The organism is Polaromonas sp. YR568 (genome assembly GCF_900116715.1).
Classification (GTDB): Bacteria; Pseudomonadota; Gammaproteobacteria; order Burkholderiales; family Burkholderiaceae_C; genus Polaromonas.
On sequence record NZ_FPBM01000009.1, the window covers coordinates 141,267 to 160,716 of the forward strand.

Here is a 19,450-nt window from a genome sequence, read left to right on the forward strand (position 1 = left end):
ATTACTTCGCGGCGGATGCGGCCGGTGCAGGCGCTGCCGCTGTTGCCGGCTCGGTGGCTGCGGGTGCGGCGGCAGGCGCTTGCGCTGCGACCGGCGCCGCTGCGGCTGCGGCGGGCTTGTCCAGCACGCTGGCGGGCGGGTTCAGCTTCATTGCTTCGGCAAATGCATGTTGCGTGGGGCTCACGCATTCGTCGGCCAGGCGGATGCCCAACTTCTGGTTCATCAGCATGGACTTGTTGCCCAATTGCAGCCAGACGGCGCCGGCCTTCTGGTCTTCCAGGCGGACCGCACCGGTGGTGGTAGCGACCGGGAACATGCGGTATTTGAAATTCTTGCCCTGGATATCGAAGTAGCCAGGGTTCTTGGCGTCGGCCGTCAGGTTGACGGAAGCGCCCAACTCACAAGGCAGGTTGCCCACATGCACACGCTCGGCAATGGCCAGCTCGGCAGGCGACAGCGCGGCTTCAGCGGCTTCAATACCGGCGGCCACGTTCTTGGCGGCGCTCTTGAGGTTGGTGCGGTTGCCCGGGTTAATGACGGGTTGCTTCTTGGCGGCGGCAGGCTTGGCTGCGGCTGCTGCCGGCTTGGCGGCGGCAGTTGCCGGTTTGGCCGGGGCGGTGGTTTGTGCCATGGCCAGGCTGGCGGTGGCCAGCCATGTGACGGCGCCCAGGGCGGCAGCAAGAGAAGTGAGGGTGTTTTTCATGGGGCTTTCGTGCAGTGGTGCGGTAAAAATTCGATGAAAGGTTTTGGCGGCTCAGTGAAGCGCGGGCTGAAGTGCAGTCTGAAAGTAGCCTTGCGCCTCGGGCGGAAGCGCCCGGCCGGTCTGGTGCGCGCGCTCCAGCACCTGCCAGAAGTAACGGTAGCTTGCGCGGTCGTGGAGCTTGCCTTCAAAACTGATAGGCGCCCAGTCGGCGTTTGCAGCAGCGGCAATGATTTTTGTGGCGTCCTCGATGTCTTCCCCGCTGGGCGCAAAAGCTTCCAGGATGGGGCGGATCTGGTTGGGGTGGATGCTCCACATACGGGTGTAACCCAGTTCACGGGCGGCATGGCGTGCGGCGGCGGTCATGGCCGCAGTGTCATTGAACTCTGTGACAACACAATGCGATGGCACCTTGCCGTAAGCGTGGCAGGCCGACGCGATTTCAAGCTTGGCGCGCACCACCAGCGGGTGGGTGAACTGGCCACGGCTGCTCATGCCGTCGGCGGGAATCGCGCCGGCGTGCGCCGATACAAAATCCATCAACCCGAAACTCAGCGACTGCACGCGCGGGTGCGCGGCGATCTCAAAGGCATTGCGCACGGCCAGTGGCGACTCGATCAGCACATGCAGGGGCAAATCACCGGCCGATGCGGCGAGCAGCGCCTTTTCAGCGCGAATGACATCGGCCACCGACTCGACCTTGGGCACCATGATGTGCGTCAGGTGGCGCGCCAGCTTGCCGGCGATCACGGCCATGTCGGCGTCAAACGAAGGGTGGTCAACGGCATGCACGCGCACCGCGACGCGGGCCTTGTCGCGGGCCAAAGCCGCCAGCGCCACGACCATGGCGGCATGATCTGCCTCGCCGCCTACCGGTGCACCATCCTCGCAATCCAGCGTCACGTCAAACACGCAGGCACCAAACTCTTCAATCATCTCGGCCTGCAACTGCAGGCTTTTGCGCATGCGCGCTTCGACGCCGCTGTAGTGGTCGCAGACCGGCAGCAGCATGGCGCCGGCCTGGGCGCCCAGCAGCACTTGCGCGGGATGAGCGGCGGTGGTGCTCATGACTTGCGTTGGGCGACGATGAACATGCGCGGAAAAGCCAGCAGCAACTTGCCGTCGGTGCGCACGGGGTAAGCCCTGGCAACGCGCCGCTCGTATTCGGCGAGGTAACTCGCCTGTAATTCGGGCGGCAGGCGGTCGACGAAAGGCTTGAGGCCGGTTGCGCGCACCCACTCCACAATCGCGGCGGCCGAAGCCATCGGGTGCTGGTAAGCCGTGCGCCATACATCGACGTGCGCGGCTTTATCGGCCAGCAAGTCGTAGTAGCGGTCTATGGAAAACAGCTCGGTGCGCAGTCTGGAATAGTCGCCGATGGCGTCTTTCCACGGTGCCTCGGAGGCCAGCTCGCGCATCAAGCGGTGTGTCGGCTCGTCGCGGTTGTCCGGCATCTGCACAGCCAGCACGCCGCCGGGCGCCAGCGCGGCAAAAAGCCGCGGGATCAGCGCCGCGTGGTCGGGCACCCATTGCAGGGCTGCGTTGGCATAAATCAGCTGGGGCGCGGCATCACCTGCGCCGGGTTGCCAGCTGGCGATGTCGCTGAGCTCGAACGCCGCTACCGGCAGGCGCTTGCGCGCACTGACCAGCATGGCTTCGGAGTTGTCGGTGCCGGTGACCGCCGCCTCGGGAAAGCGGCGCGCCAGCAATTCGGTGGAATTGCCGGGGCCGCAACCCAAGTCAAACACCCTGGCCGCCGTCACCAGCGGAACCCGCGCCAGCAGCTCCTGGGCCGGGCGCGTGCGCTCGTCCTCATAGCGGCTGTAGAGGGCGGGGTTCCAGTCGCTCATGAGGGGCGTCGGTGGTGTGCGGGCAAGGTGTTGTGCGGCCTCGTACTGTCGTACTCTGGATTACAGGAGGTGCTTGACGCCGTCCTGCTCGCCCTTGAGCTCGTCCAGGGTCTTGGTGATGCGTTCCTGGCTGAAAGCGTCGATCTCGAGGCCTTCGACCAGTTTGTATTCGCCGTTTTCGCAGGTCACGGGGAAGCCGAACATGATGTCTTTCGGAATGCCGTACTGGCCGTCGGAAGGAATACCCATGGTGACCCACTTGCCGTTGGTGCCCAGGGCCCAGTCGCGCATGTGGTCGATAGCGGCGTTGGCGGCCGATGCGGCGGACGACAGGCCGCGCGCTTCAATGATGGCGGCGCCGCGCTTGCCGACGGTAGGCAGGAACACATTGGCGTTCCATTCCTGGTCGTTGATCATCTTGGCGACGCTTTCGCCCTTGATGGTGGCAAAACGGTAATCGGCGTACATCGTGGGCGAATGGTTGCCCCAGACGGTGAGTTTTTCGATATCGGCCACGGCCTTGCCGGTCTTGGCGGCGATCTGGCTGGCGGCGCGGTTGTGGTCCAGGCGCAGCATGGCGGTGAAGTTCTTGCGCGGCAGGTCAGGGGCGCTCTTCATGGCGATATAGGCATTGGTGTTGGCGGGGTTGCCGACCACCAGCACCTTGACGTTGCGGCTGGCCACGGCGTTAAGCGCCTTGCCTTGCGCCGTGAAGATGGCGCCGTTGACGGCCAGCAGTTCGGCACGTTCCATGCCGGGGCCACGTGGGCGCGAACCGACCAGCAGCGCGTAGTCGGCGTCCTTGAAGGCGGTCATCGGGTCGCTGTGGGCTTCCATGCCGACGAGCAGCGGGAATGCGCAGTCGTCGAGTTCCATCATCACGCCCTTGAGCGCCTTTTGCGGGCCTTCAACAGGCACTTCGAGCAGTTGCAAAATGACGGGCTGGTCCTTGCCGAGCATCTCGCCGGAGGCAATGCGAAACAGCAGTGCGTAACCGATTTGGCCTGCTGCACCGGTAACTGCAACGCGGACGGTTTTTTTGCTCATGATGGAGGGCTCCAGGAAAGTTGGAAATGGGTTGATATATGAGTGCGTGATGTGAGATGTCTGGCGTGGGCCTGGGATATCCGGGGTGGTCAAGAAGGGTTTTTACCCTTCCAAATCACCGCAAAACGGCAGGTCATGCGCTGGCTCAGCCCAAGATTTTACGCTTGAAAAGTGACGCACGTCAATTTGTCTTATGTCTTATATAAGATATGATTCGGACTTTATCCGCACTTGTTTTCCGGCAAGGCCGCGTGCGTGCCGCGGCGCCGTTTTAACCTGCTGTCCCATGGCCATCAACTCCTCTTCATTGACCGACACCGCAGCGCCAGCCCTCGATGCATCGGCGGGTTCGGGTGTGGCGCCGGCCTTCAGCCCGCTGTACCAGCAGATCAAGGTGCTGATCCTGCAAAGCCTGCAGGCCGGCGAGTGGAAACCGGGCGAATCGATTCCCAGCGAGATGGACCTGGCCGCGCGCTTTCGCGTCAGCCAGGGCACGGTGCGCAAGGCGATCGACGAGCTGGCGGCCGAAAACCTGGTGATGCGCCGCCAGGGCAAAGGCACGTTTGTTGCCACGCATGCCGAGCAGCACGTGCAATACCGCTTTTTGCGGCTGATTCCCGACAGCGGCGACACCAGCAGCGAAGGCCCGGCCGAGCGGCAGATCATCGACTGCAAGCGCCTGCGCGCACCGGCCGACATTGCCCGCGCGCTGTCGCTGCGCACCGGCGACGCCGTGCTGCAGCTTCGCCGCGTGCTGGCCTTTCAGGGCACGCCCACCATTCTTGAAGACGTGTGGCTGCCCGGCGGCCCTTTCAAAGGGCTGACGGCAGAGCGCCTGGCCGGCTACCGCGGCCCGATGTATGCGCTCTTTGAAACCGAATTTGCCGTGCACATGGTGCGCGCCGAAGAAAAAATCCGCGCCGTGGCGGCTGATGCCGCCTCGGCCGGCCTGCTGGATGTGCCCGTGGGCGAGCCGCTGCTAAGTGTGGAGCGCACCGCCTATACCTACAACGACCTGCCCATGGAACTGCGCCGGGGTTTGTACCGCACCGACACCCATCACTACAAAAATAACCTTAGTTGACGGGATTCATCAGGAAGCTGCAAACGTTTGTAAGCTTATTGCTGCATTGCAATAGAATTTGAGTCTCAGCTGTAATTGCTCCCCCGGTTACCACCCAGTTACATCCCACGAAAGCTAAAAATGACAGAGCTGGCATCCAAACAGCGTCCCAAGCGGCCCGAGTACCGCAACATCAACGCCCTCACCGACCTCCCCTCCTATCGCCTCCCGCTGGCAGGCATCGTCTCCATCCTCCATCGCATCAGCGGCTTCATCATGTTTTTGCTGATGCCCTTCATCATCTGGATGCTGGACACCTCGATCTCTTCCGAGATTTCCTTCGAAAAATTCAAGGCCGCCTTCAACATCGGCATGCTGGGCCTGCCCGGCTTCATCTGGAAGCTCGCCGCGCTGGCCCTGATCTGGGCTTACCTGCACCACTTCATCGCCGGCCTGCGCCACCTGTGGATGGACGTGAGCCACGCCGCCGTCAGCAAGGAGTTCGGCAAATCGTCCGCCCTCTTCACGCTGGTTGTGAGCGTCGCCCTCACGCTGGTCCTCGGCGCCAAGCTGTTTGGCCTCTACTGATCACAAGGAGCACAAAAAATGGCAGTTAACTACGGCTCCAAGCGCATCGTTGTCGGTGCCCACTACGGTTTGCGCGACTGGCTCGCGCAGCGCATCACGGCGGCCCTGATGGCCCTTTTCACCGTGCTGCTGCTGGTCCAGGTCGTCTTCAGCAAAGGCCCCATCCGCTACGACACATGGTCCGGCATCTTCTCGTCCCAATGGATGAAGACGCTGACTTTTGTAGTCATCGTCGCCCTGCTCTACCACGTGTGGATCGGCATGCGCGACATCTGGATGGACTACATCAAGCCGGCCTCCATCAAACTCGTTTTGAATGTTTTCACGATCGTCTGGCTGGTGGCCTGTGCCGGCTGGGGCATCCAGGTCCTGTGGCGCTTCTGAGCCGCCGCTAAACCTGCAGACCCGACAAGAAGACCGACACCCCACAAAAAATCATGACAGCAACATCCAAACTCCCCAAGCGCAAATTTGACGTCGTCATCGTCGGTGCCGGCGGCTCCGGCATGCGCGCATCGCTGCAGCTGGCGCGCGCCGGCCTCAATGTGGCCGTGCTCTCCAAGGTGTTCCCGACCCGCTCGCACACCGTCGCGGCCCAGGGCGGCATCGGCGCCTCGCTCGGCAACATGAGCGAAGACAACTGGCACTACCACTTCTACGACACCGTCAAGGGCTCCGACTGGCTCGGCGACCAGGACGCGATTGAATACATGTGCCGCGAAGCGCCCAAGGTCGTGTACGACCTCGAGCACATGGGCATGCCGTTTGACCGTAACCCCGACGGCACGATTTACCAGCGCCCCTTCGGCGGTCACACCGCCAACTACGGCGAAAAGCCCGTGCAGCGCGCCTGCGCCGCGGCCGACCGCACCGGCCACGCCATGCTGCACACGCTGTACCAGCAAAACGTCAAGGAAAAAACCAGCTTCTTCGTCGAGTGGATGGCGCTGGATTTGATCCGCGACTCCGCCGGTGATGTCGTGGGCGTGACCGCCCTCGAAATGGAAACCGGCGACGTCCATATTTTTGAAGCAAAGACCACGCTGCTGGCCACCGGCGGCGCGGGCCGCATTTTTGCCGCATCGACCAACGCTTTCATCAACACCGGCGACGGCCTGGGCATGGCGGCGCGCGCCGGCATCCCACTCGAAGACATGGAGTTCTGGCAGTTCCACCCGACCGGCGTGGCCGGCGCCGGCGTGCTGCTGACCGAAGGCTGCCGCGGCGAAGGCGCGATTTTGCGCAACAGCAACGGCGAGCGTTTCATGGAGCGCTATGCGCCCACGCTGAAAGACCTGGCGCCGCGCGACTTCGTTTCGCGCTCCATGGACCAGGAAATCAAGGAAGGCCGCGGCTGCGGCCCCAACAAGGACTACATCCTGCTGGACATGACCCACCTGGGCGTGGACGCCATCATGAAGCGCCTGCCCTCGGTGTTCGAGATCGGCCACAACTTCGCCAACGTCGACATCACCAAGGAACCGATTCCCGTGGTGCCCACCATCCACTACCAGATGGGCGGCATCCCGACCAACATCCACGGCCAGGTCGTCACGCAAGACGCCAACAACCACAGCCAGATCGTCAACGGCCTGTATGCAGTGGGTGAATGCTCCTGCGTCAGCGTGCACGGCGCCAACCGCCTGGGCACCAACTCGCTGCTGGACTTGCTGGTGTTCGGCAAGGCCGCCGGCAACCACATCGTCGAGTTCGCCAAGACCACCGCGCACAAGCCGCTGCCGGCCGACGCCGCCGACAAGACCCTGGCCCGCATCGCGCGCCTGGACAACGCGACCGACGGCGAATACGCGCAAGACGTGGCCAACGACCTGCGCGCCGCCATGCAGCAGCACGCCGGTGTGTTCCGCACGCAAGCCATCATGGACGAAGGCGTGACCAAGATCGCCGCCCTGCGCGACCGCGTCAACCGCATCGGCCTGAAAGACAAGTCGAAGATTTTCAACACCGCGCGCATTGAAGCGCTCGAAGTGGAGAACCTGATCGAAGCCGCGCAGGCCACCATCGTGTCGGCTGCCGCCCGCAAGGAAAGCCGCGGCGCGCATTCGGTCGACGACTACGGCGATACGCCCGAACACCCGAACGGCCGCAACGACACCGAATGGCACAAGCACACGCTGTGGTACAGCGAAGGCAGCAAGCTGGCCTACAAGCCGGTGCAGATGAAGCCCCTGACCGTCGAGTCCGTGCCGCTGAAGACACGCACGTTCTAAGCAGAAGACGAACAACACAGACGGCCCTGCGACCCCACAAGAAGCGAGAACCCCATGACCAAACGCACCTTCAAGATCTACCGCTACGACCCGGACACCGACGCCAAGCCTTACATGCAGACCATCGAGGTGGAGCTGGACGGCCACGAGCGCATGCTGCTGGATGCGTTGATGAAGCTCAAGGCGCAGGATCCGTCCATCAGCTTTCGCCGCTCGTGCCGCGAAGGTGTTTGCGGCTCCGACGCGATGAACATCAACGGCAAGAACGGCCTGGCGTGCCTGACCAACATGCGCACACTGCCTGAAGTCATCGTGCTCAAGCCGCTGCCCGGCCTGCCCGTGGTGCGTGACCTGATCGTCGACATGACGCAGTTCTTCAAGCAGTACAACTCGATCAAGCCTTACCTGATCAACGACAACGTGCCGCCCGAAAAAGAGCGCCTGCAGAGCCCCGAAGAGCGCGATGAGCTCAATGGCCTCTACGAGTGCATCCTGTGCGCCAGCTGCTCGACGTCCTGCCCCAGCTTCTGGTGGAACCCCGACAAGTTCGTCGGCCCGGCCGGCCTGCTGCAGGCTTACCGCTTTATCGCCGACAGCCGCGATGAAGCCACCGGCGAGCGCCTGGACAACCTGGAAGACCCGTACCGCCTGTTCCGCTGCCACACCATCATGAACTGCGTCGATGTTTGCCCCAAGGGACTGAACCCAACCAAGGCCATCGGCAAGATCAAGGAAATGATGGTTCTGCGCACTGTCTGACCCTTCCCTGACTGACAGATATGGAAACCGCCGACGCCCTGCTCGACGAGCGTGCCTTGAGCAAGCTCAAGTGGCGCTGCCGGCGCGGCCTGCTTGAGAACGACCTGCTGATAGAACGCTTCTTCCGGGGCCACGAAGCCACGCTAACCGTCAGGCAGGCTAAAGGGTTGAATGATTTAATGGATTTGTCCGACAACGATTTGCTGGACCTGCTGTTAAAAAGAAAAGATGCCGGTCAGCTACCCGATGAAGCGGCCAAGGCAAGTGCCTCTACTTCTGAGGCCCATGAAGTTTTAAAGTTGCTGCAGCCCGCAGCGCCGGCTCCGTGATTCCGCGCCCGTCACCCATTGACACTGATACGAAAGAAAGAAGCAAGAAATGAAGCTAGCTGACAACAAAGCCACCCTGTCCTTCAGCAACGGCAGTCCCAGCATCGAACTGCCGGTGTACCAGGGCAATGTCGGTCCGGACGTCGTCGACATCCGCAAGCTCTACGGCCAGACCGGCATGTTCACGTATGACCCCGGTTTCCTGTCCACCGCGTCCTGCCAGTCGGCCATCACCTATATCGACGGCGACAAGGGCGAGCTGCTGTACCGCGGCTACCCCATCGAGCAGCTGGCCACCAACTGCGACTACATGGAAACCTGCCACCTGTTGCTGTACGGAGAGTTGCCCAACGCCGACCAGAAGACGGACTTCGTCAGCCGCGTGACCAACCACACCATGGTCAACGAGCAGATGCAGTTTTTCCTGCGTGGCTTTCGCCGTGACGCGCACCCTATGGCCATCATGACCGGCCTGGTCGGCGCCCTGTCGGCCTTCTACCACGACAGCACCGACATCACGAACCCCGAGCACCGCGACATCTCGGCCATCCGCCTGATCGCCAAGATGCCGACACTGGTCGCCATGGCTTACAAGTACACCGTGGGCCAGCCCTACATGTACCCCAAGAACAACCTGAGCTACGCCGGCAACTTCCTGCACATGATGTTCGCCACGCCGTGCGAAGAGTACAAGGTCAACCCGGTGCTCGAACGCGCCCTGGACCGCATCTTCATGCTGCACGCAGACCACGAGCAAAACGCCTCGACCTCCACCGTGCGCCTGTGCGGCTCGTCCGGCACCAACCCGTTCGCGGCGATTGCAGCCGGTGTGGCCTGCCTCTGGGGCCCTGCCCACGGCGGCGCCAACGAAGCAGCCCTCAACATGCTGGGCGACATCCAGAAGCAAGGCGGCGTCGAGAAAATCGGCGAGTTCATCAAGCAGGTCAAAGACAAGAGCTCCGGCGTCAAGCTGATGGGCTTTGGTCACCGCGTCTACAAAAACTACGACCCGCGCGCCAAGCTCATGCAGGAAACCTGCAAGGAAGTGCTGAAAGAAATGGGCCTGGAAAACGACCCGCTCTTCAAGCTCGCCATGGCCCTGGAAAAGATCGCCCTCGAAGACGACTACTTCGTCTCGCGCAAGCTCTACCCCAACGTCGACTTCTACTCCGGCATCGTTCAGCGCGCCATCGGCATCCCCGTGCCGCTGTTCACCGCTGTGTTCGCCCTGGCCCGCACCGTCGGCTGGATCGCCCAGCTCAACGAAATGATCGGCGACCCTGAGTACAAGATCGGCCGCCCACGCCAGCTGTTCACCGGCTCCACGACCCGCCAGGTCATGCCGCTGGCCAAGCGCTAAGCCGCCCCGCGTTCACGCAAAGCCCGCCGGTGGCGACACCGGCGGGCTTTTTTACGTCCCAAGCTCTTTCAACGGCTTCAGCGCTCCTGCGGGCCCAGCAACTGCCTGCTATATTTTTAATAGCTGCTTACGCTCGTCTTTATTGGTCTGGAGCCCCAAAAGTGCCTCCAAACCTGGCCCCCTCAGCTGAAAACGCCCATCGGCAAGCTGGTCATCGTGTATTGCGATGACAAAACCATACTCCTGGTAGCAAAATAGCGTTTCACCGTCGTCTAACGCGATGACGTGATACCCCACACCATGAAAAGCTCAGAACGCAACTTTGCCCGCCGCATCGACCTGACCTCGCTTCAGCTCTTTGTGGCCGTGTGCGAGCTGGGCAGCATCGGCAAGGCGGCCGAGCGCGAATTCATCGCCGCCTCGGCCGTCAGCAAACGCCTGAGCGACCTCGAAGCCACGCTGGACACGCCGCTGCTCTACCGCCACACCCGCGGTGTTGACCTGACGCCCGCCGGCGAAAGCCTGCTGCACCATGCACGCTCGGTGCTGTTCAGCCTCGAGAAGATGCAGAGCGAGCTCAGCGAATACGCCGACGGCGTGCGCGGCCATGTGCGCGTGCACGCCAGCATTTCGGCCATCGTGCAGTTTTTGCCGGAAGACCTGGGCGCCTTCACCCGCGAACATTCCGGCATCAAGATCGACCTGGAAGAACACCTGAGCACCGAAGTTGTCCGTGCGGTGCAGGAAGGCGCGGCCGACCTGGGCATCTGCAACACCGCCGACGGTGCGGGCGACCTGCAGGTGCTGCCCTACCGCAACGACAAACTGGTGCTGATTGCGCCCAGAGGCCATGCGCTGTGCGCGCAAGGCGCTATCAAATTTGAAGCCGCGCTGGATTACGACCAGGTCGGCCTGCACTCCAACAGCTCGATCTACCTGGCGATGCGCGAGGCCGCCGCCCGGCTGGGCCGCACCATCAAGCTGCGCATCCACGTCACAGGCCTGGACGCCATGTGCCGCATGATCCACAACGGCCTGGGCGTGGGTGTGATGCCGCAGCGCGCCTTTGAGCTTATGCACGGCGTCGGCGAACTCGAATCCGTGCCGCTGCTGGACGCCTGGGCCGAGCGCCAGATCCAGCTGGTGGCGCGCGATTTCTCTACCTTGCCCTTGACTGCACGGCTGCTGGTAGAGCACCTCACGCTGCCCACGACGCAAGCGGCCATGCAGGCGGCGCTACCCCGTACCGCGCCAGCCAAGCCCGCCAAAAACGCAGCCGCCCCCGCCCGGGCAGCCGCCTAGAATCACCCACCACGACCACAGCCAGACGAACAGCGGCAAGCTGCCGCCACAACAAGAGACCACGAAAGAAAACCATGGGACGCACCCTCTACGACAAAATCTGGGACGAGCACGTCGTTCATACCGAAGAAGACGGCACCTCCATCCTCTACATCGACCGCCACCTGGTGCACGAAGTCACCAGCCCGCAGGCTTTTGAAGGCCTGCGCGAGGCCGGCCGCAAGGTCTGGCGCATCAGCTCCATCGTCGCCACCGCCGACCACAACACGCCCACCACCGGCTGGGAGCTGGGCTACGACGGCATCACCGACCTGGTGAGCAAAGAGCAGATCACCACCCTGGACAGCAACATCAAGGAATTCGGCGCTGCGGCGTTCTTTCCTTTCATGTCCAAGCGCCAGGGCATCGTGCATGTCATCGGCCCTGAAAACGGCGCCACCCTGCCCGGCATGACCGTTGTCTGCGGCGACTCGCACACCTCCACCCACGGCGCTTTCGGCGCCCTGGCGCATGGCATAGGCACCAGCGAGGTCGAGCACGTGATGGCCACACAAACCCTGCTGGCCAAAAAAGCCAAAAACATGCTCGTAAAGGTCGAGGGCAAGCTGGCCCCCGGACTCACCGCCAAAGACATCGTGCTGGCCATCATCGGCAAGATCGGCACGGCAGGCGGCACCGGCTACACGATTGAATTTGCCGGCGCGGCAATCCGCGCACTCAGCATGGAAGGCCGCATGACGGTCTGCAACATGGCGATTGAAGGCGGCGCGCGCGCCGGCCTCGTGGCCGTCGACCAGAAAACCATCGACTACGTCAAAGGCCGTTTGCTCTCGCCCACCGGCGTCGAATGGGACATGGCCGTCAAATACTGGAACACGCTGACCTCCGACGCCGACGCGAAATTCGACGCCTTGGTCGAGCTTGACGCCGGCCAGATCCTGCCGCAAGTCACCTGGGGCACCTCGCCCGAAATGGTGTTGTCGATCAATGACCGGGTGCCCGACCCCGACAAGGAAAAAGACGCCAACAAGCGCGACGCCATTGAGCGCGCGCTCACCTACATGGGCCTGCAGCCGGGCAAGGCGCTCAACGACCTGTACGTCGACAAGGTGTTCATCGGCTCCTGCACCAACAGCCGCATCGAAGACATGCGCGAAGCCGCCGCCATCATCAAGAAGATCGGCCAGAAGGTCGCCAAAAACGTGAAGCTGGCCATGGTGGTGCCGGGTTCCGGCCTCGTCAAGGAACAGGCCGAGCGCGAAGGCCTGGACAAGATTTTTGTAGCCGCCGGCTTTGAATGGCGCGAGCCCGGCTGCTCAATGTGCCTGGCCATGAACGCAGACCGGCTGGAGCCGGGCGAGCGCTGCGCCTCCACCAGCAACCGCAACTTCGAAGGCCGCCAGGGCGCCGGCGGACGCACGCACCTGGTCAGCCCCGCCATGGCTGCCGCTGCGGCGGTGCACGGTCATTTCGTTGATATCCGCAAATTCTCTTAAAGAGCAGCACCATGCAGAAATTCACCGTACACAAGGGCCTTGTCGCCCCGATGGACCGCGAGAACGTCGACACCGACGCCATCATCCCCAAGCAGTTCCTCAAGTCGATCCGCAAGACCGGCTTCGGCCCCAACCTGTTTGACGAATGGCGCTACCTGGATCCGGGCTTTCCCGGCCAGGACCCGGCCAGCCGCAAGCCCAACCCCGACTTCGTGCTGAACCAGCCGCGCTACGCCGGCGCGTCCATCTTGCTGGCGCGCAAAAACTTCGGCTGCGGCTCCTCGCGTGAGCACGCGCCTTGGGCGCTGGACCAGTTCGGCTTTCGCGCCCTCATCGCACCCAGCTACGCCGACATCTTTTTCAACAACAGCTTCAAGAACGGCCTCCTGCCCATCGTGCTGCCCGAAGCACAGGTGGCCCAGCTGTTCGATGAAGCGCTGGCCTTCCCCGGCTACCAGCTCACGGTCGACCTGGAGCGCCAGGTCATCGTCAAACCGCAAGGCGAAGAGTTGCCGTTCGATGTGCAGGCTTTTCGCAAGTACTGCCTGCTCAACGGCCTGGACGACATCGGCCTGACCTTGCGCAACAGCGACAAGATCAAGGCCTTTGAAGCCGAGCGCCTGGCAACCAAACCGTGGCTGAACCACACGGTGGCAGGTTGATGCAAGCCGCCTGTCGCTTTATTCGGGGCCTGCATTGCTGGGTCGGCGCGCTGGTTTTGGGCTTGCTGGGCAGCACCGCTGTTTACGGCCAGGGCGCTGCACCGTCCGTGCTGGTGTTGGGCGGTGCTTCGCACACCCAGTCCGGATTTGCCGACCCGAAGATTCAGCGTTTCTATACGGCAACCGCCGCAAATGCGGCAGAGCAAATGGCCGAGGCCCTGGGAAAGGCCGGCGTGCGCAACACCAAGTTCGTCGTCTGGTCGAGATACCCGGAATACCAGCAAGAGCTTGGCAACAACATCGCGGCTTGCGACTGCAATTTTTTGCTGCAGGTCTCGTTCGGGAAAGACGTGGCGGCGAACCCGCAAACGCTGTTTCTTGAGTACCAGTTGATGCACCTCGCCAAGTCCGCATCACAGCAAGCGGGATTCGCGCAGGTCAAGACAGAAGCCAGGTTCCAGCGCCGGTTTGACGTTCCCATTACCAATGACATCCTGGCTGAAGGAAAATTCCCCAGCTTCGCAACCGAAATCGCCGGCGAGATCGTCAAATCCGGCGCTCTGACAACCAACTCAAACTCAAAATGAAAATTGCAATCCTCCCGGGTGACGGCATCGGCACCGAAATCGTCGCGGAAGCCGTCAAGGTTTTAAAGGCGCTCGACCTCAAATTTGAAACCGAAAGCGCGCTGGTCGGCGGCGCCGCCTACGAGGCTCACGGTCATCCCCTGCCTGATTCCACACTCAAGCTCGCCAAAGAGGCGGACGCCGTGCTCTTCGGCGCCGTCGGCGACTGGAAATACGACAAGCTGGACCGTCCGCTGCGCCCGGAGCAGGCCATCCTCGGCCTGCGCAAAAACCTCGGCCTCTTTGCCAACTTCCGCCCGGCGATCTGCTACGCCCAGCTGGTGGACGCCTCCAGCCTCAAGCGTGAGCTGGTCTCCGGCCTGGACATCCTCATCATCCGCGAGCTGACCGGCGACATCTACTTCGGCCAGCCGCGCGGCCGCCGCGTCTCGCCTGACGGCCACTTTCCCGGCTCTGAAGAAGCTTTTGACACCATGCGCTACTCGCGCCCCGAGATCGAGCGCATCGCCCACGTCGCCTTCCAGGCTGCCCGTAAACGCGACAAGCGTGTCACCAGCGTCGACAAGGCCAATGTGCTGGAAACCTTCCAGCTCTGGAAAGACGTGGTCACCGAAGTCGGAAAAGAGTACCCCGACGTCGCGCTGGACCACATGTATGTGGACAACGCCGCCATGCAGCTGGTCAAAGCCCCCAAGAAGTTTGACGTGGTCGTTACCGGCAATATGTTCGGCGACATCCTGAGCGACGCCGCCGCCATGCTGACCGGCTCCATCGGCATGCTGCCCTCGGCCAGCCTGAACGACAAAAACCAGGGCCTGTACGAGCCCAGCCACGGCAGCGCGCCCGACATCGCCGGCAAAGGCGTGGCCAACCCGCTGGCCACCATCCTGAGCGCGGCCATGATGCTGCGCTTCAGCCTGAACCAGCCAGAAGCCGCCGCCCGTATCGAAAAAGCCGTGGACGCCGTGCTGAGCCAGGGCTTGCGCACGCCCGACATCTACAGCGAAGGCACGACCAAGGTCGGCACGGTGCAGATGGGCGATGCGGTGGTTAAAGCACTGGCCTGACGTTTTTTTACCGCAAAACCGCCCAAAACCGGCGTTTTGCCGGTGGTTTGGGCGGCTGTCAGCCCCGGTAAAGCCAAGCCTGGCTACAATCGGGACCTATGCGCAAAAACCCCGCACTCACCCGCCTGATCGCCGCTTCGCGCGCGACCAGCGCTGCGCCGGTTTTTGCCCAGATCACCAAAACGACCACCATTAAAGGCTAGCAAGCCTGGTTCGTCGTGCCCTGCCGGCTCGATGAGCCGGGCCAAAAAGCCTTATTTTTGACTTTTTGAAGGGCAACGCAATGAAACTCAAAGGCAATCTCACAGGGCTCGTCGGCTGGCGCGGCATGGTCGGCTCGGTCCTGATCGACCGCATGCAGGCCGAAGGCGACTTCGACCTGATCGAGCCGGTTTTCTTCTCGACCTCCAATGCCGGCGGCAAAGCCCCCGCCCAGGCCAAAAACGAAACCACGCTGAAGAACGCCTTTGACATTGAAGCGCTGAAAAAATGCGACATCATCATCACGGCGCAAGGCGGCGACTACACCTCTGAAGTCTTCCCCAAGCTGCGCGCAGCCGGCTGGACGGGCCACTGGATCGACGCGGCCTCCACGCTGCGCATGAATGACGATGCCATCATCATCCTGGACCCGGTCAACCTGCCCGTGATCCAGAACGCCATGGCCAAGGGCGGCAAGAACTGGATTGGCGGCAACTGCACCGTCAGCTGCATGCTGATGGGCGTGGGCGCGCTGTACAAGGCCGGCCTGGTCGAATGGATGACCAGCATGACCTACCAGGCAGCCTCCGGCGGCGGCGCGCAGCACATGCGCGAGCTGCTGACCCAGTACGGCACCATCAACAGCGAAGTCCGCGCCCTGCTGGACGATCCGAAATCGGCCATCCTGGAGATCGACCGCCGCGTGCTGGCCAAACAGCAATCCCTGAGCGGCGATGAAACCGCCAACTTCGGCGTGCCGCTGGGCGGCTCGCTGATCCCCTGGATCGACAAGGACCTGGGCAATGGAATGAGCAAGGAAGAGTGGAAGGGCGGCGCGGAGACCAACAAGATCCTCGGCCAGGGCGCCGGCTTCGGCACGGCCGAAACCCCGGTTGACGGCTTTTGCGTGCGTATTGGCGCGATGCGCTGCCATAGCCAGGCGCTGACCTTCAAGCTGAAGAAAGACGTGCCGCTGGCCGACATCGAGGCCATGATTGCCGCCGACAACGAGTGGGTCAAGGTTGTGCCCAACACGCGTGAAGCGTCGATCAAAGACCTCACACCCGTGGCTGTGACGGGCACCATGCAGATTCCGGTGGGCCGCCTGCGCAAATTGGCCATGGGCCCCGACTACCTGGGCGCCTTCACGGTGGGCGACCAGTTGCTGTGGGGTGCTGCCGAACCACTGCGCCGCATGCTCCGCATCCTGCTGCAGGCTTAAATTAATTCAGGTGAGTGGTTGCCAACATGTAGCCGCTCACCCGTAACCACTTGTGACAAGACGTTGTCGTCAGACAACATCCGAAACTTGTAAGTTGACGCTAACTCGCTGTGTCAAAACTTAAGTGGTGTCTTAGCTTGTCAGCCTAATGCCTTGATGTTAAGGTTGTTTTTCGAAAATTCGCATCGAGGTTTTTGTGCGCTTAAGCAGAATAAAGTTACATGCAGACCGAGCACTGGAGGCTCACAACCCCATGAATAATCGCGGTCGTTGGCGTATCGGCGCCCTGGCGAGTGCCATTGCACTTCTGGGCAGCCTGGCAAGTCTGGAAGCCCATGCGCTCGCGCTGGGCCGAATTACGGTTCAATCGGCACTGGGCGAGCCCCTTCGTGCGGAAATTGACATCGCAGACATCAAACCCGAGGAAGCCTCCAGCCTGAAAGCTGGCGTAGCGCCTCCCGACACCTTCAAGGCGGCAGGGCTGGAATACGGCTCCGTCGTCGCGGGCGTCGAGGTCAGCCTGCAGCGCCGCGCCGACGGCCGGGCTTATCTGCGGCTGAGCAGCAACAAACCCGTTACCGAGCCCTTCGTGGACCTGATCCTCGAGGCCAACTGGGCGAACGGCCGCATCACACGCGACTACACCATGCTGTTTGACCCGCCCGCGCTGCGCTCCAGCGCCGCAGGCAGCGCAGCAGCCCCAACGGCCCCCATCCTGTCCCGGCCCCTGCCCCCAGTGGCGCCGCCGGCCAAAGGCATTGCCTCCATCCCTTACTCGCCCAGCACGGCCGCGCGCCCTGCGCCGGTGGCCAAAGCCCCAGCCGCCAGCCTTGAAAAAGTGCCGGCAGGCGGCGACAAGCAAGTCACCGTCAAGGCCGGTGACACCGCCGGCAAAATCGCCGCCCAGAACAAGCCTGCCAGCGTGTCTCTGGACCAGATGCTGGTGGCACTGCTCAGAAGCAACCCGGATGCCTTCATAGGCGGCAACGTCAACCGGGTCAAATCCGGTGCGGTGCTGGACATTCCAAGCGCGGAAACGGCCAGCGCCATTTCCTCCAGCGAAGCCAGCCAGACCATCGTTGCCCAAAGCAAGGACTTCAACAACTTCCGCCGCAAACTCGCCGAGAGCGTGCCGGCCACGCAAACTGCCGGCGCCGACCGCCAGGCCGGCGGCAAAGTGCAGGCCAAGGTCGAAGACCGCGCACCGGCCAGCGCCACGCCCGACAAGCTGACCCTATCCAAGGGTGCCGTCCAGGGCAAGGCTGCTTCGGCCACCGAAGACAAGATCGCCAAAGAAAGGCAGGCCAAGGAAGCCTCCGCGCGGGTGGCTGAGCTGTCCAAAAACATCAACGACCTCAACAAGCTGGGCGGCGCACCTTCCGCAGCAGCGCCAGCGCCGGCGGCTACCGCCGCCAAGACGCCAGGCGTAGCGGTTCCCGCGCCCGCCAGCGTCGCCGCCACCCCGGCCGCAGCGGCTGCACCGGCAGCTGCCGCCCCCGCAACCCCCGTAACCCCTGCGGTGCCCGTCGCCGTGCCAGCACCGGCCCCAGCCGCCGTCGCTTCGGCAGCAGCGGCGGCTCCCGCTGTGCAAGCCGCCAGCAGCGCAGCAGCCCCGGCTGCTGCGCCCCAACCGGCCGCTGTGGCCAGCGAAGCCGCACCAGCACCGGTTGCTGCGGCACCGGCAGCGCCAGCGGCGCCCAAGAAGCCCGCCGTCACGCCACCACCGCCTGAACCCAGCCTGGTCGACGAGTTGCTCGAGAACCCGTTGCTGCTGCCCATCGCCGGCGGCATCTTGCTGCTCCTGGCCGGTTTCGGTTTCTACCGCTACCGCCAGCGCGGCAGCTCAGCCCAGGTCGACAGTTCCTTTCTCGAAAGCAGACTGCAACCAGATTCTTTTTTCGGCGCCAGCGGCGGCCAGCGCATAGACACCAATGAGAGCAACGTCACGGGCTCTTCTCTGGTGTACTCGCCTAGTCAGCTAGACGCCGCTGGCGACGTCGACCCAGTAGCCGAAGCCGATGTGTACCTGGCTTACGGACGTGACTTGCAAGCTGAGGAAATCCTCAAGGAAGCCATGCGCACCAGCCCGATGCGCGTGGCCATCCATGCCAAGCTGATGGAAATCTACGCCAAGCGCCGCGACAGCAAAGCTTTTGAAACGGTCGCTGTCGAGGCCTTCAACCTCACCCACGGCAACGGCCCTGAGTGGGCCTACATCACCGAGATGGGCCGTGAGCTTGACCCCGCCAACCCGATGTACCAGCCCGGCGGCCAGCCTGCCGGTGCGACGTTCAACCCCGGCGGCACGCTGGCGATGAACACGCAGCCCGCCCCCATCGCACCAACGCCGGCAGCGCCCTCCGTGGACGTCGACCTGGACCTGGACTTCTCGCTCGGCGACGAACCCGACACAAGCGCGGCAGCGATATCAGCACCGCCCCCGGCGCCAGCACCGGCCCCACGGCCGCCTGAGCCTACGGTGGCGATGAAGCCCCAGCCAGCCGCCCCCGTCATGGAGATGGACTTCGGAAGCGCCACCGTTGCGCTGCCCCCCACGGCCGCACCCGCAGCCAAGCCTGCCGAGGCGCCTGAACCCGACGTTGCCTTCGAGGGCCTGAACTTCACACCCGAACCCTTCACGCCACCACCCAAGCCGGTGGCTGCAGCAAAGGCGGCGCCTGCGCCGGCCCCCGCCGCCGACAGCGGCCTGCTGGAGTTTGACCTCGGCTCACTGTCGCTGGACCTGAACGGCCCGACGACCGAAAGCCCGGCTCTCGCCGTGGAAGCTTCGCCTTCCGCCGACGGCCCGCTGGAAACCAAGTTCCTGCTGGCTGAAGAGTTCCGTTCGCTGGGTGACACGGACGGCGCCCGGTCGCTGGCCGAAGAAGTGCTGGCCGAAGCCAGCGGCCCCCTGAAAGTCAAGGCGCAGGCGTTCCTGAACGCCCTGTCTTGAGCGCAGCCTGAACGCACAGCGTTCACTGCGCGC

General features: G+C 63.1%; 18 protein-coding genes. 14 read left to right on the forward strand and 4 right to left on the reverse strand.

The genetic code is table 11. From position 1 onward, the window contains the following. Position 1: 1 nt before the first annotated feature. The 4 genes from BM408_RS18045 to BM408_RS18060 form a co-directional block, all read right to left on the reverse strand. Positions 2 to 631 carry a hypothetical protein gene (locus BM408_RS18045; RefSeq protein ID WP_092131727.1) on the reverse strand — a complete coding sequence of 210 codons (630 nt, stop codon included), beginning with the start codon at positions 629 to 631 and terminating at the stop codon, positions 2 to 4. Positions 632 to 754: 123 nt separating this feature from the next. Further along, entirely contained in the window at positions 755 to 1,768 is a 1,014-nt protein-coding gene (locus tag BM408_RS18050) for an HpcH/HpaI aldolase/citrate lyase family protein (protein WP_092131574.1), read from the reverse strand. Next, a complete protein-coding gene (gene tam, locus BM408_RS18055) occupies positions 1,765 to 2,550 on the reverse strand; it encodes a trans-aconitate 2-methyltransferase (RefSeq protein ID WP_092131575.1) in 786 nt (261 codons plus the stop codon). Before tam ends, BM408_RS18050 begins: the two co-directional genes overlap by 4 nt. Positions 2,551 to 2,610: 60 nt before the next feature. After that, positions 2,611 to 3,597, reverse strand: a complete 987-nt coding sequence (locus tag BM408_RS18060; protein WP_092131577.1) for a malate dehydrogenase — start codon at positions 3,595 to 3,597, stop codon at positions 2,611 to 2,613. Positions 3,598 to 3,883: 286 nt separating this feature from the next. Between BM408_RS18060 and BM408_RS18065 the strand changes: the two genes are divergently transcribed. The 14 genes from BM408_RS18065 (at position 3,884) to BM408_RS18135 (ending at position 19,417) form a co-directional block, all read left to right on the forward strand. Further along, complete coding sequence (locus tag BM408_RS18065; protein ID WP_254774867.1) at positions 3,884 to 4,681, forward strand: GntR family transcriptional regulator; 798 nt, start codon at positions 3,884 to 3,886, stop codon at positions 4,679 to 4,681. Between the two features lie 120 nt (positions 4,682 to 4,801). Continuing rightward, positions 4,802 to 5,248 carry a succinate dehydrogenase, cytochrome b556 subunit gene (gene sdhC / locus BM408_RS18070; RefSeq protein ID WP_092131579.1) on the forward strand — a complete coding sequence of 149 codons (447 nt, stop codon included), beginning with the start codon at positions 4,802 to 4,804 and terminating at the stop codon, positions 5,246 to 5,248. 18 nt (positions 5,249 to 5,266) lie between these two features. After that, positions 5,267 to 5,632, forward strand: a complete 366-nt coding sequence (sdhD, locus tag BM408_RS18075) for a succinate dehydrogenase, hydrophobic membrane anchor protein (protein ID WP_092131581.1) — start codon at positions 5,267 to 5,269, stop codon at positions 5,630 to 5,632. Between the two features lie 53 nt (positions 5,633 to 5,685). Continuing rightward, positions 5,686 to 7,479 carry a succinate dehydrogenase flavoprotein subunit gene (sdhA, locus tag BM408_RS18080; protein WP_092131582.1) on the forward strand — a complete coding sequence of 598 codons (1,794 nt, stop codon included), beginning with the start codon at positions 5,686 to 5,688 and terminating at the stop codon, positions 7,477 to 7,479. A gap of 54 nt (positions 7,480 to 7,533) precedes the next feature. After that, positions 7,534 to 8,238: a succinate dehydrogenase iron-sulfur subunit gene (locus tag BM408_RS18085; RefSeq protein WP_092131584.1), complete on the forward strand. Its 705-nt coding sequence runs from the start codon at positions 7,534 to 7,536 to the stop codon at positions 8,236 to 8,238. A gap of 20 nt (positions 8,239 to 8,258) precedes the next feature. Continuing rightward, a complete protein-coding gene (locus BM408_RS18090; protein WP_092131586.1) occupies positions 8,259 to 8,567 on the forward strand; it encodes an FAD assembly factor SdhE in 309 nt (102 codons plus the stop codon). Between the two features lie 49 nt (positions 8,568 to 8,616). Then, positions 8,617 to 9,927: a citrate synthase gene (gene gltA, locus BM408_RS18095; RefSeq protein ID WP_092131588.1), complete on the forward strand. Its 1,311-nt coding sequence runs from the start codon at positions 8,617 to 8,619 to the stop codon at positions 9,925 to 9,927. A 300-nt stretch (positions 9,928 to 10,227) separates the two neighbouring features. After that, complete coding sequence (locus BM408_RS18105) at positions 10,228 to 11,229, forward strand: LysR family transcriptional regulator (protein WP_092131592.1); 1,002 nt, start codon at positions 10,228 to 10,230, stop codon at positions 11,227 to 11,229. Between the two features lie 74 nt (positions 11,230 to 11,303). Further along, entirely contained in the window at positions 11,304 to 12,725 is a 1,422-nt protein-coding gene (gene leuC / locus BM408_RS18110; protein WP_092131594.1) for a 3-isopropylmalate dehydratase large subunit, read from the forward strand. Between the two features lie 11 nt (positions 12,726 to 12,736). After that, on the forward strand, positions 12,737 to 13,387 hold the full coding sequence (leuD, locus tag BM408_RS18115; protein WP_092131596.1) for a 3-isopropylmalate dehydratase small subunit: 651 nt from the start codon (positions 12,737 to 12,739) through the stop codon (positions 13,385 to 13,387). Next, positions 13,387 to 13,974: a hypothetical protein gene (locus BM408_RS18120; protein WP_092131598.1), complete on the forward strand. Its 588-nt coding sequence runs from the start codon at positions 13,387 to 13,389 to the stop codon at positions 13,972 to 13,974. The genes leuD and BM408_RS18120 overlap by 1 nt, the downstream gene beginning before the upstream one ends. Then, positions 13,971 to 15,041 carry a 3-isopropylmalate dehydrogenase gene (gene leuB, locus BM408_RS18125; protein WP_092131599.1) on the forward strand — a complete coding sequence of 357 codons (1,071 nt, stop codon included), beginning with the start codon at positions 13,971 to 13,973 and terminating at the stop codon, positions 15,039 to 15,041. The genes BM408_RS18120 and leuB overlap by 4 nt, the downstream gene beginning before the upstream one ends. 283 nt (positions 15,042 to 15,324) lie before the next feature. After that, entirely contained in the window at positions 15,325 to 16,464 is a 1,140-nt protein-coding gene (gene asd, locus BM408_RS18130; protein ID WP_092131601.1) for an aspartate-semialdehyde dehydrogenase, read from the forward strand. A 253-nt stretch (positions 16,465 to 16,717) separates the two neighbouring features. Beyond that, positions 16,718 to 19,417 (forward strand): FimV/HubP family polar landmark protein, encoded by a 2,700-nt coding sequence (locus BM408_RS18135; RefSeq protein ID WP_092131603.1) that lies wholly within the window; start codon positions 16,718 to 16,720, stop codon positions 19,415 to 19,417. Positions 19,418 to 19,450 lie beyond the last annotated feature (33 nt).